The sequence below is a fragment of the Streptomyces sp. NPDC021622 genome, assembly GCF_040640795.1.
Taxonomy (GTDB): Bacteria; Actinomycetota; Actinomycetes; order Streptomycetales; family Streptomycetaceae; genus Streptomyces.
In genome coordinates this window covers 265,289-279,630 of sequence record NZ_JBFACK010000011.1, presented here as the reverse complement: position 1 = coordinate 279,630, position 14,342 = coordinate 265,289, and the positions used below count along the sequence as shown (strand labels likewise).

Below are 14,342 nucleotides of genomic sequence, written 5' to 3'. Positions count from 1 at the left end.
AGAACGAAGTCCCCGCTCGAAGCACCCCGCCCAGCACCGCGACCCGCCCCACCCGGGGCGGGTCGCCTTTTGCCCAACTCCACTCACGGAAGGCGAATTCCGCCGTGACCCAGCAACTCGATCTGTTCGCAGAGATCGCCGCCAACCCCGAGCCGATACCCGCCACCTTCACAGCGCCGCCGAAGCCCGCACACTCCGCACCCCCACCACCGCCGAAGCTGGCACAGCCGGCCGCGCCTTCTGTTTCGCGCGCCCGGCATCCACACCCTGCGCGTGATCCTCATCGGCGCGCCATGGAGATCGGAGAGGCTGTTGCCGAGCGGTGGCACAACCGGCATGGCGGCACGGCCATCGAGGTGCCGGTCGGTGTCGTCGCCGCCCTCACGCTGATCCGAGAGAAGGACCCGAACGGACCGGACCTCAAGGCGCAGATCCTCGCCCAGGACGGCCCACAGATGATCGGGATGCTGCGCGAGATCTGGTCGACACACTGGATGCACCGGCCCGACCTGATCGACCGGGCACGGATTCTCCATGAGTGGCTGAACGGCGACGTCGACGAGTACCGCATGCAGGCGGTGCGCGCCATCGCCGAAACGGCCCTGAAGCGCGGCTTGTTCGGCCTGACCGCGCACGAGGACCCGTTCCTGCGCTCGGCAACGGACGTCCTGTCGCCCGTGATGACGTGCCTGCGCTCCCACGGGGCCCGGCAGGGGCTCGGCGAGTACCACACCCCCGATCCCGTGGCGGAGGCGCTGGCTCACGGCACCATCATCGACATCACCGGTGAGAACTTGCGCACCCTCAAGGGCGGGGAGCACATCCACGACCCTGCGGCCGGCAGCGGGGGCCTCCTGCGTGCGGCCGCACAACGGATGCGCGAGTTCGGCATGGACCCGGCCGATCACCAGTGGTCCATGGTCGACATTGACGAGATCGCCGCCGCCTGCGCTGCCGTCAACGCGATCGTGTTTGGGCTCGGCCCGCGGGTGACCGTGACGTGCGCGAACTCCCTGGCCAATCCGAACGCCGTCGAGGATGCCATGAAGGAGGCGCGCGCCGTCTTCGAGCACCGCGACGAGGTGCTGGGCAAGGCGCGGATCATCGCCGCCCTGCGCCAGGCCGAGCACCTGATGGAGCAGGCCCTCTCGCCTGCGGCGTAGGCCCACCCCCTCACCTGACCTGCATGAACGCAGTTGACCCACCCTCTGGCCATAGTAGAATTAACTTAGAAATTGGGGGGTCACCTCACCGACTACAGACAGAAAGGCCAAGATGCCCGACACCGTTCACGCCCTGCTCGTCGCCACCGACGGCACGATCACCGACCTGCACCTGAGCACCAACGACACCCCCCAGCGCACACAGATCCATCAGGCACTCGGCGACTACGCCGAGGCCCTGCGCTACGTACGCCGCCCGGACGGCTCGCACACCGTCGCCCTCGCCGCCGAAACCAGCGACGGCCAGCCCCCGAACCTGTACGCGGCCATCGCCCTGCACTTCCTCCTCGGCGAGAGCCTGATCGCCGGCATTCAGGGCCCCGTGATCTTCGCGGGCTTCAACCGGCAAGACGCGCTCACCAGCCTGACCGAGGATGCCGTGCGCACCATCCGCACCGCCTCCGTCATCCCCGCCGTCCGCTGAATCCCCGCCCGGCAGCCCTCAACCCTCCGCTATCCGCACGCCTCTTGGAACGAGAGCACTCTCTTGAACAGCACGATCACCGCCGAACCCGACGCCGCAGACCTCACCGGCCCCGAGGCGGCGGGCACCGAAGCACCGGAGCCCGCCACTCTCAGCGAGGTCGACCTCTACCTGCTGGGCAAGCCCATCGTCGAGGCCCTCGCCGACGGATGGAGCGAGGACCTTGAGGACAGCCCGGCAGGCTTCGCGGACAGGTCGATCCGCCTCATCCACCCCGACGGCCGGTCCATCGGCATCCGGCACCTGTGGCAGGGCCGGGCCGTGCAGACCTTCGCCGTCGGCGGCCCCGCCCTCGAGCAGACGGCAGGCTCCGACGGTGTGGCCTGTGAGATCACGCGGCTGCCCAAGGGGGTGCGGTACAGCACCGGGGTTCGCTTCGCCACGGCCTCGCCGCTGGACGAGATCCTCACCGCGATCCGCACCGTGCTGCTGCCCGCCTTCGACGGGACTCGGCTGCGCCTGCGCGCCAACGGCACGCTGATCCCTCCCGCAGCCCAGCCCACGGCCGAGGACAGCACCGACACCACGGACAGCCCCGCCACGAAGGCCAAGGCCAAGCCGAAGAGCACAGCACGCCGCTCCACCTCGGCCAAGCGCAGCACCGCAGCAGCCGCCTGAGCCCGGCCCCCGCACAACACCTGGCGGGCGCACTCCGTCTCGCGCCCGCCCCCTCACTCGAAGGATCGCCGCCATGAGCACCACCACCGCCGACGCACGCCCGCAAGCCGTCGAGGGATTCGCCGGCCGCTTCATCTGGGTCGATCCCCACGACCTTGTTGTCGACCCGTACAACCACCGCAAGAATCGCGCCGACCAGGACGGTGAGGACACCACCCAGCCTGATCCTGAACTCCAGGCCAGCATCGACGAACTCGGTGTCCTCACCCCGCTCGTGCTGCGCCCGCAGGAAGGCGAGGGTGCAGGGAAGCTCGGGATCATCTTCGGGCAGCGCCGCAACAACGCGGCCCTGGCCGCCGCGAAGAAGGCCAAGGCGAAGAAGAAGCCCTACCGGCTCGTTCCCGCGATCGTCCGCGATGACCTTGCCGGGGTCGACGATGCGGCATTGACGGTGTCGTTCATCGAGAACAAGCACCGCCGCCAGGCCACCGTCCGCGACGACATCGAAGCCGCCCGGCAGCTCTCCCTCATGAACATCCCCAAGGCCCGCAGGATGCGCAACGCGCGGGCCATGGGCTTCAAGCCCGCCGAGCTCGGCGCCGCCAGCAAGGCCGCCCAACTGTCCGACGCGTCGCTCGCCGAGGCGATCGAGGAAGACTTCAACCTCGTCGAACTGGCCGAGTTCCAGGAAGTCGAAAGCGTCGAGGACGCCCTGTGGACCCTCAAGCGGGCCAAGAGCCGTGACCAGCGCGAGAACAACACCAAGCGCGGCCACTGGAAGCACGCCCTGGCCGACCTGCGCGCCGAGAAGGAACTCACCGACAAGTGCGCCCAGCAGGCCACCGAGCTGACCGCCGCGGAAGTCACGGTCGTCGACTGGCGTTGGAACTGGTCCGACACCAGCACGAGGCCGCTCACTGACCTCCTCACCGAGGACGGCGCCCCGCAGACCTCGCAGACCCACCACCCCTGCCCCGGTCACGCGGCGTGCGTCGCCCCGAACGACGCCGAGGTCATCTGGCTGTGCACCGCCTGGCACCGCCACGGCCACCCACTCACCACCGAAGCCGCCAAGAAGGACACCGCGCAGGCAGGCCCGGACAAAGAGGCGGCCAAAGCGGAGCGGCGCCTGGTCATCGCGAACAACAAGGCATGGAGGCAGGCCCGCGAGGTCCGCGCGGACTTCATCAAGGACCTGTGCCAGCAGCCCGAGGCCAGCATCCGCGTATGGCCGCTGATCCTCTCCATGATCACCGGCACCAGCTACGCGTACGAGAACTACATCAGCCGTAAGCGGACCGACCTGACCGCACGCTTCCTCGGCGTCGAGGACCCCAACGAGGGCCGCAGCCAGTGGAGTCGGGTGGGCGACCCGTTCGGCCCGGTCATCGCGCGCACCAGCCCGGCGCGCTCCTGGAGGATCCTGCTCGCCCATGTCGCTGGCGCCTACGAACTGGAGCACATGGACGACGCCGCCTGGCGCAACCACATCAATGAGCAGACCGTCGCGTGGCTGACGTTCCTTCAAGCGGAGGGCTATGCGCTGAGCACCGTCGAAGCGGAGACCGTGGCCAAGGGCCACGCTCAGCAGGAGGAAGAGAAGGCGGGCGCAGGCGAGAACGACGAGCCGGAGCCGAACGAGGACACCGAAGACGGCCAGGAGGACGAGCCGCTGACAGCCGCAGCCTGACCTCCTCCGGCGGGAGGCCCCACTGCGGGCCTCCCGCCGGCCTCCAGCCCTCACCCCCTCCCGGCTCGAAAGAACTCCTTCATGCGCACTGCTCGCTCCGCGCTCGACTACGCCCGCACCCTTGCTGCCCTACTGGGACCTGACTGGACAGCAGACAGCTGCGGGCACAGCGACCTCGCCCTCCTCAACGGCCCCGTCATGTCACTGGAAGTTGCCTCCCCGACGCCTGGACACGCGTCCGGCACCGTCAAGGTCTCCCTATCGCTGAAGCACGCCGTCGTCTGGCCCCGCCGCAGCGACCACCGCCACGAAGTGACTGGAACGATCGGTGACCCGCAGGCCGTCGCCGACGCCATCCTCACCACCGGCTTGCCCGCGTGGACCAGGCTCCTCGCCGACCTCAGCGTGCGGACCGACCGGACGCTCTGCGAACTCAAGGCATTTCATGACCATGGCCGAGCAACTGGCCGGCCCAGAGGCGCAGGTGACCTACGGGTCCGTGCCCGGCGTCGCAGATCTGCGCTGGCCCGGCGGCAGGGCCACCATCCACGCCATCGACGAAGGCGGCATCCGCATCGCCCACCTCGACCTGTCCGACCTGAGCGCCAGCACCTTCGTGAACCTGCTCCGCATCACTGCGACCGGCACCGCAGTCTTCACCCCCTCTGCCGGCACCACCGCTTCCTGAACGGCACAAGACACCCCATGAAGATCAACCGCCGCAAGGCCACCTGGTATCCGAAAGTCTCCAAGCATCTCTCGCAGGCCGTCACCACCAGCGGCGCCTGGACCGAACGCGCCGAAGGGGACGACGTGATCCCCACCGAGTTCGCCCAGCGCAATCCGCATATCGTCGACTCCCTGCCCGACGAGCAGGAGTATGTGCGCTACCTCCGTCTGCACACCGTCCACGACGGCCGCGAACTGATCACCGAAATGACGCCCGGCTACGCCGAGGACCTCGGATACGCGCTCATCGACAAGGGCGCGCGGACCAGGGTGACCAACTACGCGCAGCAGGACGGCTTCACCACCGACCGAGAGCCGTGGGAGGCGGCGGTCGCCTCGCACAAGAGGGCACAGACAGCTGCCGTCGACCGGGCGGTGGAACTGATCCAGATGGTGTGGCCCGCGCTGCAGGCCCGCTACGGGAGCATCCTCAGCTTCGACAGTGAGGTGCTCGGCCGCTGGTACATCGTGGTCGACAACGAGGGGGCGACCGCGAGAGTCGAAGCCGCACACGTGCCGGGCCGCGCGTGGGGCACGTTCGTCGAGGCAGCCGTGGACCGCAGCTGGTTCCAGAAGGGACGCTTTCGTGGCGCGGAGGACTGGGTGCGTGCAAGGCCGGGCCGCTACGAGGCGCAGTCACACCGAGCCCAGTACGGCGACCGACTCCATGTCGGTGCTGACGGTGAGGCCGTCGAGCTGGTTCTCTACAGCGCCGAGATACGCAAACTCGCCCGCGGACTCGCTCTGATGCTCGCCACCATCGAACGTCACTCCGGTAGCACGAGGCCCTGAGTAGACACCTCCATACCCGTCCTGAGCTGGGCAAATGACTTTGACGCCCCCTTCATGCATAGTAGAATTAACTCAGACGAGGGGAGTCATCGAACAAAGGACCCACATGAGCACCACACCCAACGGCTTCATCGTCACCGTCGAACAGACCCCGACCATCCCCCCACCGCCCTGAAAGAAGGCGACACCTTCGCCCTCGTCGGCAACAACAGCCCCCTGACCATCCTCGCGAAGCGGCGTCACCTTCAGCCGCTATGGCTCCTCGACCTCGAAGGCCACGCCTCGCCAATCACCCTTCGCGACGACGAGCCGATACGCCCCCTGCAGATGCTGCGCGCATTCGACCTCGCCTGCCAGCTCTGCACCCGCACGCGCCGACGCGTCCTCGACCTTCCCGTTCACGGCATCCCGCAGGCCTGGGTCTGCGACCAGCACTAACCGCACGACGACCCGTCAGCCAACTCCCCTCGCATCAAGGACCCACGACCATGCCCGCCAGCGACCGCACCATACGCGTCGGCACCATCGACATCACCGTTCGCACCAGCAACAGAATCACGCTGTCCGTCACTGTCACCAAGAGCGGCAACATCATCGTCTACGGCCCGCACGCCACCACCGACACAGACGCCACCGCACTCGTCGAACGACGCCGTTCATGGATCTACCGGCAGCTCACGCACCTCGCCGAGACCACACCCAACAACCCCCTCAAGGAACTCGCCGTCGGCGCAGGATTCGACGTTCTCGGACAACCGCACCGCCTGCGAATAGTCCCCGACGACACCCAGGGCGAGCCGCTCACTCAGCAGCCGAGCACCCCATCCGGCAGCTGGCTCCACCTACGACGCAGCACAATGCTCAAGGTGGACGAAGCTCGACAAAGCATCATCAATCTCTACGCCGAAACCGGTCGCGAATGGCTGAAAAACGATCATTCGCAAACCATCACACACGGATCAAATACCCGCCTACCGGTCACCTTCTCCACCCGCATGCGCACCAACTGGACCCGCAACCACCCAACCCGCGGACTCGCCCTTCACTGGGCCACAGCCCAACTCCCGCCCACACTCCTTCACGAGCTCATCCACCGCGCCCTGGGCCTCCACACCGTCGCCAGCAGCCGCGACCTCAACGATGCCCTCCGCACGCTCTGGCTCGGCCGACTCACCACCCCCACCACCCTCGACCCGCGAATCCACCTCAACCCGGCACCCACAGACCGCTGCCCGGATTGCTCCACCCCGCCGGGCACCCTGCACGCCGACCGATGCGACATCGCACGCTGCGCCATCACGGGCCTCCAACGCACCCACTGCCACCCGGGCAACACCTGCAACACCGTCTGGACCGGCCACATACCCGGCGAACCCGAATGCACCGAGTACGGCTTCTACTGCCGCCCCACCCCCGACGGCTACGAACCGTGCAACGCCGACGACCCAGGCGCCATGCACGACTTCAACCGGCTCTACCGCGAATGCCACTGGGCCCCCTCAACCCAGCGCATGACGCTGCTGCCCTGACCACCCACCCCGAGACAAGGACAAACGCCCACAGTGACAACGACAACCCCGCGCACGACAGCGATGCGACCGGGCCTCTCCGACAACATGCGGGCGGTGTGGCAGATCACCTACTACGAGGCGGCCGAGGACGGCATCAACCGAAAGCCGAACGGCCGCTGCTGGACAACCGAGATCGAAGCGCACCCCCTCACCTCCAACCGCACGATCGGCCACCAGGTCTGGCTCTACATCAACCAACAACGCCCGGACATACCCGAGGTAGACGTAACCAGCGGACAGATCCAACTCCAGGGCTACGCCGCCGGCGAACCCGGCGAGGACGGGAAGCTCCCCGTCGTACACGGCGTGCGCTGCACCGCGTGCGGCTCAGACCAGGTGGCGTTCACCACGAGAGCCTGGGCCACCTGCCGGACCTGCGGCAATGGGCAGACGCAGGGCGAAGCGATGCTGTGCTCCGAGCACTGCGAGGACTGCTACGGCGCGACACTCACAACGGACTGACGCGATGGCCAGGGCCGAAACTGTGGGGGATCCCCACCATCCGGTGTCCGCGCGACAGATCGCATGAGGTCCGGCGACAGAGCTCTTTCCCCTCAATGCCGGAACCTCCTGGGAGGGCAAACCTCACTCCGCGATAGCGGTGGCATCGCCAGTCAGCACTTGTCGAGCCACGTTGATGAAATTCGCGCGGGCCGTGAAGACCTCATTCATCTTGTCCGAGACCAGGTCCAGCTCAACCTGCTCCACCCGGCGCAGCATCAGTTGCTGACTGACACGCTGCACAGCCAAGCAGAAGCTGGAGATCGCGTCATCAATCGCTACAGCACACGCGATCACCGCACCCGGCGACAGCATCAAGATCCGGTTCAAAGGCTGCCGGGCGGCATCGTACAAACGCCAGGCCTCATCCATCGAGACAGGCTGACCTCGCCCAATCTCGATCTCCTGGCGCACAAGACGAGCATGGAGATCATCTGCTTGCTCTCGGCACTGATGAACAGCCTCCGTCGCCCGCTCGCATGCGCCAAGAAAGTCAACGTACGCCTGCTCACGCTGGCCGCGAACCCACTGCTCATGCTCCACAGCAGCCTGATAACGTACCTGCCGCCGGCCAGCCTTGTAGGCAATAGCAGCGCCCAGCAGCGTAACGCTCGCAGCAAGGCCTGCGGCGTAGATCGTTGCCTGCCCCCCGTCCATCCCTCAATGATCCCGAACATCCGTCCTCGAGGAGGGGCTTCTCTCGAAGTGACAGCAGGGCCCTGGAGTCTCTCGGCCTCAACAGGACAGCAGCCGCGAACCCTAAGCGGCAGTCCTTCATTCCCTGAGCCGCCCGTCACCTGCGGCTTTGACCAGCCGTCGCCACCTGCGAAGACATACCTGTCCGATGGGTACGCGGTGGGACAGGGTGGGGACACGGCGTCAGACAGGTCTACCGCGCCCCGGAGATGGCTGGCAGCCAGCAACTGAGTCGGCCCGGTGGCTAAGCGCACCCGGTGAAGTCCGCTGTTGAACCGGAAGCGAATCCTGCTGTGCGACGCAGGCGAGTTGGGGCCGAAGAATCTTGAGCGCGTAGGTTGGCGGCATGGTTGAGGGGGCGAACGCCGCAGCACCGGTCATGCCGTCGGAGCAGCGATCGAGGGGGCGGCATGCCGCCCGTCGGAAGAAGGACAAGGGTGGGTTGGCCCGTTCGTCCTTGCTGATGGCGCTTGGCACGGTGGTGTCGCGGGCGACGGGGCTGATACGTCAGGTCTTGCAGGCCGCAGCACTGGGAACGGGCCTGCTGGCCAGTACGTACAACACGGCGAACACGGTGCCGACGAGCCTGTACACACTGCTGATCGGCGGTGCGCTCAACGCCGTGCTGGTGCCGCAACTGGTGCGGGCCCGGACGACGCAGGCCGATGGAGGGCGTGCCTACGAGCAGCGTCTGGTGACGCTCGTCGTGTGCGTGCTGGGTGTGGGGACGGCTCTGGCGGTCTGGGCGGCGCCGCAGATCGTGGGCCTTTATATGCGGGACACGCCGGACAGTCACGAGGCATTCGAGCTGACGGTGACGTTCGCTCGGTTCCTGCTGCCGCAGATCTTCTTCTACGGCCTGTTCAGCATCTACGGACAAGTGCTGAACGCTCGGGAGAAGTTCGGCGCGATGATGTGGACGCCGGTGCTGAACAATGTCGTGCTGGTCGGCATGTTCGCCGCCTATCTGGGACTGATGACGGTCCCTGACGGAGTGGAGGACATTACTGCCGGCCAGGTCCGACTGCTGGGGATCGGCACGACGGCAGGCATCGCCCTGCAGGCGGTTGCGCTCATCCCCTTCGCGCGGGCGGCGGGCTTCCGTTTCCGGCCGCGGTTCGACTGGCGAGGTACCGGACTGGGCAAGAGCGCCCACGCGGCGAAGTGGACGCTGCTGTTCGTCCTGGCCAACCAAGTCGCCCTGACGGTGGTGACCAATTACGCCAATGCGGCCGACCAGGAACTGCCCCAGGCAGGCGCGGGCTACTCGGCCTACACCTACGCACAGACCATCTGGCTGCTGCCGCAGTCGATCGTGACCGTTTCCCTGGTGACGGCGCTGCTGCCGCGTATGAGCCGGGCCGCAGCTGAAGGCCGCACCCTGGACCTGCGCACGGACCTCTCCCGTGCGCTGCGCATCAGCGGCGTCGTCATCGTCCCCGCCGCCTTCCTCTTCCTCGCTCTGGGGCCGCAGATCTCCACGCTGCTGTTCGCCCACGGAGCAGCGGATGCCGACTCGGCCCGCCCGCTGGGTTACATGCTGCAGGCGTTCGGGCTGGGACTCATCCCGTTCTCCGCCCAGTACCTACTGCTGCGTGGCTTCTACGCCTTCGAGGACACACGCACTCCGTTCCTCATGGCTGCCTGGATCGCCGGGGTGAACATCACCCTGGCCACGGCCTGCCATCAGCTGCTGCCGGCACGCTGGGCCGTGGTTGGCATGGCCGGGGCCTACACGCTCTCCTACCTGGCCGGCCTCGCACTCACGGGCTTCTTGCTGCGCAGGAGACTCGGTGGCCGCATCGACGTTGACGGAGGGCTGCGCCGCACCTACGTGAAGCTGCTGTGCGCCGCGGGTCCGGCCGCAGGGCTGGGTTGGGGCGCCGCGCATGCGTGCGCCAGGTTGGGAACCGGGACCTGGCCCACCGCGGCCGCGCTGGCCATGGGAGTGCTCACGACCGGGCTCGCGTACGTCCTTCTCGCTCGCCTGATGAAGATCAGCGAGCTGCGTCGCCTGCCCGGGATGCGCTGAGCGGACCCGGTGAATTCCGCTGCTGATCCGGTAAGGCTGCGGCTTGTCACGAACCACGAAGCCGCCGGGCAAAGGTTCAGCAATCGACTTCCTGTCGTCTGCTTAGCCTAGCGCGGAGGACTGGTCGCGCCGAACACAGTCTGTTCGCTCTCCACGGTCGGACTGAGGCCTGCCGGGCACCCTCAGCGGGCGGCCACCACGCGCGCCCGATACCCGAGTTCGTTGTCCGACTCCCAGGTCGCGGTGAAGTCCGTCCACGCACTGCTCTGCTCACCGGTGGCCGGCACACCGAGTCGGTCGACCACGATCTGGGGCGCGTTGGCCTCTCGGAACACGCACTGTGTGGCGGCGAGCGCCTCAGACCTGGTGACGGCGTTTCCCATGGGCGCGGGAGTGAGGACACGGAGCGTCTTGCCGTCAGCCGACAGCTCGTAGAACTGGTCCGCGGTCAGCTTGTCGGTGAAGGTCTTGAGCGAGTCGGCGGTCTCAGCGACGCAAGTGTCCCCGATCTGCGCCAGATCGACCGGCCCATCCGAGGCCGGTCCGTCACCGTTTGCCGACGTACCGGAATCACACCCTGCCAGCACCGCGGCGAGCAGCAGGACGAGTGCGACGCTCCGGAAAGTCGGCATAGCGGCAATCCTGCCCGGTTCAGCACCCGGACGTGAGCAATGCGATGAAGCCCTCGCTCTTGCGGGGATCCAAACCGGGGCGGCTCGGGCCTTCGGACCGGTCATCACGGGCACGAGCCCGAAGGCACCTCGCCCGCACCGTGAGGGGCCGACGACTCACCCGTTGAAGATCGGTCTCGTACTCGTACTTGATGCCCAACTCGGTGAAGAACCACGGCCCATCGGGCCTCGGTGCGTGAACGGAAGTGGTACCCGTCGTGGCGAGTCTGGATGACCTTCACCTCTGGCTGCCGTGCAGATCGTTTCTGCGGTGAAAGCGGCCCCCCGACCGGGTGAGTTGGGGCTCCAGGGCCTGTCCCTGTCCGCCTGGGCTTCGCTACAACCCATAGCGTGATCAAGAACCTGCTGCAGCGCGGCCTGCCCGCCCTCGCCCTCGCCGCCCTGCCCCTGCTCACCACCTCTCCCGCCGCACACGCGACCAGCGCCCAGCCAGCCACACCCCGCGCGTTCGGCACCGCCGGAGCCCCGGGCGTACGCGCGCCGTTGCCGTTGTCCGAGGCGATCGACCAGATCCCGGTCGCCGATGAGCAGCGCGACGGCTACACGCGGAATCTGTACAGGCACTGGAACCGCGGACTGAACCCCACCGACGGCTGTAACACCCGCAAGGAGGTCATCCTCTCCGAGGCGATCGAGGCCCCGCACGTCGCTCCGGGCTGCAAGCTGTCGGGCGGATCGTGGCTGAGTCCCTACGACGACGTCACCGTGACAGATGCCGCGGGTCTCGATGTAGACCATTTCGTGCCTCTGGCCGAAGTCCACGACTCGGGTGGCTACGCGTGGGACGCGGCCCGGCGTGAGGCGTACGCGAACGACCAGGCATCCCCGGTGACGCTGATCGCGGTCACCGCGAAATCGAATCGCTCCAAAGGGGACAAGGACCCCGCGCAGTGGCTGCCCCCGGCCCGCGGTTACCACTGCGAGTACGCCGCCCACTGGGCCGCGACCAAACTCCGCTGGAACCTCGCCACCGATGACGCCGAGCGCCAGGCCCTGCAAAGGGTCGCGAAGAAGTGCCCGGACACCTCTGTCATCTACGAACCCGCGTCCTGACGGAACACAGCCCACCAGACCACCGAAGGAAGGACACAGACATGGCAATCGGCGACCCAGTGCGCACCGACGTGTTCAGCATCGAGATGGGCACGTACCGGGTGGCGACATACGCGTCCGCCTCCGGACTCAACCTGGCAACCGACGTCATGGAGACCGGGCAGGCAGCTCCGAACGGGAACCTCTTGCCCGAGATCACCTTCGAACGCCCGACGCCGACGCCAAACCCGACGACGCGCAGGCGAACATGACGATCACCATGTCCGACAGCCAGGGACGGGCTATCCGGCGCTTCCATCTCACCAACGCCTGGGCCAGCAAGTGGGAGGGCTCCTCCCCCGACAGCTCTGACGTGGATCCCGCGCTGGAGAGGGTGACCATCGCGTACGAGGACCTGACGGTCGAGTGACCACCCAGCTGATCGGCATCCCGAATCCCTAACCACCGCACCAGCCACAGGCTGGCCTCGGGCTGAGTGGACGGCACCGCTCGGCCCGAGATGGGGGCGCCTGGAAGCCGTTTCCCAGGACATCCGACACCTGTCACGTCGACGGCCAGGAATACGGCACGGTTCGAATGACGCTCCCCGCCAGCTGCGAGTGGGCGAACGAGGGCGCAGCCTGTCTGCGGATTCGCCGGTCGTCGGTGCTCAGGGTCCGGCATCGTGGGATCGGGTAGGTCACTCACGGAGCGGAGAAGCCATGGAGTGGAAGACCGAGGAGTTCGGGGCGTCTCATGAGGGCTGGGTGGGCGCAGTCCTGGACGACGGCAGCGAGCCGAAGGAGGCGGTGCTCGATGCCGGTAGTGGCGCCAACTTCCATAGGACGCGTGAGTGGTGGGCGTACAGCGGGAAGCTGAACCGGCTGCGTGCCACCGTGGCGCGAGGAGCGTGCTCGTGTGGCTGGCGTGGTGAAGAGCAGTACCCAACCGATTGGGACGAAGTTGACGCCTTCACCGACGAGTTCCCCATGAGGGAGCCGTACGACGAGTGGCGGCAGCACATTCGGGACGTCGAGGCGCAGACGATTCCGCTGCCGCCGGAGCTTGAGGAGCTGCTGGGGCGGGTGGAAGAGCAGTTGTAGGCCCTTGTCGAGGACGCGCCGCTAGCCGCGCTGAAGGCTGTTGCGGCCTTGGAGCGTACGACCAAGCCCATCAGCCATCGTGCCGCTGAGTACGCCGCGGCAGACGACCTCTCGATGGAATCGATCAGCCAGGCTCTCGGCCTATCGCAGGAGGATGCCCGGTCGCGTCTTCTCCGCTACAGCCTCATGCGCTGACTGGTTCTAGCGGTACGGCTGGTGTTCTGGCACGGCGATGCTACCGAGGGAAGAGGCCACCACCAGCACTTGTGGCGTGACTTGCTCTGCCCGAGCTCGGGAGCAGTTCAGTCCCGTTTGGACGGGGGTAGCAGACTCGGCGTCGTGGTTGAGCGAGTTGAGCGCGTGTGGACATGGCGGCGGTAGTTGAGGCCCGGGCAGGACTCAACGAGGAGCAGAGGCGCATCCGCCGGGAGGCCGGCGAGCGTCGCGCCCAGTTACAGGATGCCGCGAACCCAGTGCGATGGCTATCCGAATTGTCTTCGCAGGCCAACGCGCCGCCCCGTGACTTCGGTTCAGCAGAGGCGCCACCTCGCCTGTTCAGGGGGACGCGGGGGACAGCAGGGGGACAGCAGGTCAGGGAAACATCGGGACGAGGGGGGAAATCCAGGGACCAACAAGCAATTCGGGAGACTGGACCATCCGGCCGCCCCCACCCTGCGGGCTGCTCCAGTCAGGCCCTAGCCTGACCGCGTGACTGCCTTCACCGATGATCCCCGCGTGCCCGAAACTCCTGGCCACGGCGTCCCCTTCGCGACCTGTGAGTGCGCGGCGCACGAGGTCGGCACGGTCCGTACGGAGTACGCGCCCGCCCATGACGGCGACCCCGACCCCGGCGAGATCGTGTGGACATGGGTCCCCTACGAGGAGAACGACGGACGCGGCAAGGACCGCCCCGTCCTCGTCGTCGCCCGCGAGGACCGCGGCACGCTGCTCGCCGTGCAGCTCTCAAGCAAGCGGCACGACGGCGACCGCGAATGGGTGCCGATCGGCAGCGGGCCGTGGGACCGTACGGGCCGCGACTCCTGGGTCGACATCGACCGGGTGTTGCGGGTGCACGAGAAGGGCATGCGGCGCGAGGCGTGCGCCATCGACCGGATGCGGTTCAACCTGGTCGTGCGGCGGCTCCAGGAGCGGTACGGCTGGCGCTGAGCCGCGACGGTC

Annotated in this window: 16 protein-coding genes; 14 read left to right on the top strand and 2 right to left on the bottom strand. The window is 67.3% G+C overall.

What is annotated here, in order from left to right; genetic code table 11:
* The first annotated feature begins 104 nt into the window (after window positions 1-104).
* The 8 genes from AB0G47_RS23265 (at window position 105) to AB0G47_RS23230 (ending at window position 7,569) form a co-directional block, all read left to right on the top strand.
* Window positions 105-1,163: an N-6 DNA methylase gene (locus tag AB0G47_RS23265; protein WP_360773030.1), complete on the top strand. Its 1,059-nt coding sequence runs from the start codon at window positions 105-107 to the stop codon at window positions 1,161-1,163.
* 112 nt (window positions 1,164-1,275) lie between these two features.
* Window positions 1,276-1,647: a hypothetical protein gene (locus AB0G47_RS23260; RefSeq protein WP_360773027.1), complete on the top strand. Its 372-nt coding sequence runs from the start codon at window positions 1,276-1,278 to the stop codon at window positions 1,645-1,647.
* Between the two features lie 63 nt (window positions 1,648-1,710).
* The gene (locus AB0G47_RS23255; protein ID WP_360773024.1) at window positions 1,711-2,325 is read left to right on the top strand and encodes a hypothetical protein; all 615 of its coding nucleotides are present in this window, start codon (window positions 1,711-1,713) and stop codon (window positions 2,323-2,325) included.
* 73 nt (window positions 2,326-2,398) lie between these two features.
* Entirely contained in the window at window positions 2,399-4,015 is a 1,617-nt protein-coding gene (locus AB0G47_RS23250) for a ParB N-terminal domain-containing protein (protein WP_360773021.1), read from the top strand.
* Window positions 4,016-4,466: 451 nt separating this feature from the next.
* Window positions 4,467-4,703, top strand: a complete 237-nt coding sequence (locus tag AB0G47_RS23245) for a hypothetical protein (RefSeq protein WP_360773018.1) — start codon at window positions 4,467-4,469, stop codon at window positions 4,701-4,703.
* 17 nt (window positions 4,704-4,720) lie between these two features.
* Window positions 4,721-5,536, top strand: coding sequence for a hypothetical protein (locus tag AB0G47_RS23240; RefSeq protein WP_360773015.1), 816 nt, complete (start codon window positions 4,721-4,723; stop codon window positions 5,534-5,536).
* A gap of 488 nt (window positions 5,537-6,024) precedes the next feature.
* A complete protein-coding gene (locus AB0G47_RS23235) occupies window positions 6,025-7,065 on the top strand; it encodes a YgjP-like metallopeptidase domain-containing protein (protein ID WP_360773012.1) in 1,041 nt (346 codons plus the stop codon).
* A 33-nt stretch (window positions 7,066-7,098) separates the two neighbouring features.
* A complete protein-coding gene (locus AB0G47_RS23230; RefSeq protein WP_360773010.1) occupies window positions 7,099-7,569 on the top strand; it encodes a hypothetical protein in 471 nt (156 codons plus the stop codon).
* A 123-nt stretch (window positions 7,570-7,692) separates the two neighbouring features.
* Here AB0G47_RS23230 and AB0G47_RS23225 read toward each other — a convergent pair whose 3' ends face one another.
* Window positions 7,693-8,265 carry a hypothetical protein gene (locus tag AB0G47_RS23225; protein ID WP_360773007.1) on the bottom strand — a complete coding sequence of 191 codons (573 nt, stop codon included), beginning with the start codon at window positions 8,263-8,265 and terminating at the stop codon, window positions 7,693-7,695.
* Between the two features lie 385 nt (window positions 8,266-8,650).
* On the opposite strand from AB0G47_RS23225, the gene murJ reads away from it, so the two are divergent.
* On the top strand, window positions 8,651-10,336 hold the full coding sequence (gene murJ / locus AB0G47_RS23220; RefSeq protein ID WP_360773004.1) for a murein biosynthesis integral membrane protein MurJ: 1,686 nt from the start codon (window positions 8,651-8,653) through the stop codon (window positions 10,334-10,336).
* 182 nt (window positions 10,337-10,518) lie between these two features.
* Here the strand turns inward: murJ and AB0G47_RS23215 are convergent, their stop codons facing one another.
* On the bottom strand, window positions 10,519-10,968 hold the full coding sequence (locus AB0G47_RS23215; protein ID WP_360773001.1) for a hypothetical protein: 450 nt from the start codon (window positions 10,966-10,968) through the stop codon (window positions 10,519-10,521).
* A gap of 390 nt (window positions 10,969-11,358) precedes the next feature.
* Between AB0G47_RS23215 and AB0G47_RS23210 the strand changes: the two genes are divergently transcribed.
* From AB0G47_RS23210 to AB0G47_RS23190, 5 genes are all read left to right on the top strand, one after another.
* Entirely contained in the window at window positions 11,359-12,081 is a 723-nt protein-coding gene (locus tag AB0G47_RS23210; protein WP_360772998.1) for an HNH endonuclease family protein, read from the top strand.
* A 41-nt stretch (window positions 12,082-12,122) separates the two neighbouring features.
* Window positions 12,123-12,332: a hypothetical protein gene (locus AB0G47_RS23205; protein WP_360772995.1), complete on the top strand. Its 210-nt coding sequence runs from the start codon at window positions 12,123-12,125 to the stop codon at window positions 12,330-12,332.
* Window positions 12,329-12,490 carry a phage tail protein gene (locus tag AB0G47_RS23200; RefSeq protein WP_360772992.1) on the top strand — a complete coding sequence of 54 codons (162 nt, stop codon included), beginning with the start codon at window positions 12,329-12,331 and terminating at the stop codon, window positions 12,488-12,490. The genes AB0G47_RS23205 and AB0G47_RS23200 overlap by 4 nt, the downstream gene beginning before the upstream one ends.
* A 292-nt stretch (window positions 12,491-12,782) precedes the next feature.
* Window positions 12,783-13,163, top strand: a complete 381-nt coding sequence (locus tag AB0G47_RS23195; protein ID WP_360772990.1) for a hypothetical protein — start codon at window positions 12,783-12,785, stop codon at window positions 13,161-13,163.
* Window positions 13,164-13,871: 708 nt separating this feature from the next.
* On the top strand, window positions 13,872-14,330 hold the full coding sequence (locus AB0G47_RS23190) for a type II toxin-antitoxin system PemK/MazF family toxin (RefSeq protein WP_360772987.1): 459 nt from the start codon (window positions 13,872-13,874) through the stop codon (window positions 14,328-14,330).
* Window positions 14,331-14,342: the final 12 nt, after the last annotated feature.

What these genes read in the sequence shown, in the direction of transcription:
- AB0G47_RS23260 (WP_360773027.1), top strand. Translation starts at nt 1,276, where the DNA reads ATGCCCGACACCGTTCACGCCCTGCTCGTCGCCACCGACGGCACGATC.
- AB0G47_RS23250 (WP_360773021.1), top strand. Translation starts at nt 2,399, where the DNA reads ATGAGCACCACCACCGCCGACGCACGCCCGCAAGCCGTCGAGGGATTC.
- AB0G47_RS23245 (WP_360773018.1), top strand. Translation starts at nt 4,467, where the DNA reads ATGGCCGAGCAACTGGCCGGCCCAGAGGCGCAGGTGACCTACGGGTCC.
- AB0G47_RS23240 (WP_360773015.1), top strand. Translation starts at nt 4,721, where the DNA reads ATGAAGATCAACCGCCGCAAGGCCACCTGGTATCCGAAAGTCTCCAAG.
- AB0G47_RS23235 (WP_360773012.1), top strand. Translation starts at nt 6,025, where the DNA reads ATGCCCGCCAGCGACCGCACCATACGCGTCGGCACCATCGACATCACC.
- AB0G47_RS23225 (WP_360773007.1), bottom strand. Translation starts at nt 8,265, where the DNA reads ATGGACGGGGGGCAGGCAACGATCTACGCCGCAGGCCTTGCTGCGAGC.
- murJ (WP_360773004.1), top strand. Translation starts at nt 8,651, where the DNA reads ATGGTTGAGGGGGCGAACGCCGCAGCACCGGTCATGCCGTCGGAGCAG.
- AB0G47_RS23215 (WP_360773001.1), bottom strand. Translation starts at nt 10,968, where the DNA reads ATGCCGACTTTCCGGAGCGTCGCACTCGTCCTGCTGCTCGCCGCGGTG.
- AB0G47_RS23205 (WP_360772995.1), top strand. Translation starts at nt 12,123, where the DNA reads ATGGCAATCGGCGACCCAGTGCGCACCGACGTGTTCAGCATCGAGATG.
- AB0G47_RS23200 (WP_360772992.1), top strand. Translation starts at nt 12,329, where the DNA reads ATGACGATCACCATGTCCGACAGCCAGGGACGGGCTATCCGGCGCTTC.
- AB0G47_RS23195 (WP_360772990.1), top strand. Translation starts at nt 12,783, where the DNA reads ATGGAGTGGAAGACCGAGGAGTTCGGGGCGTCTCATGAGGGCTGGGTG.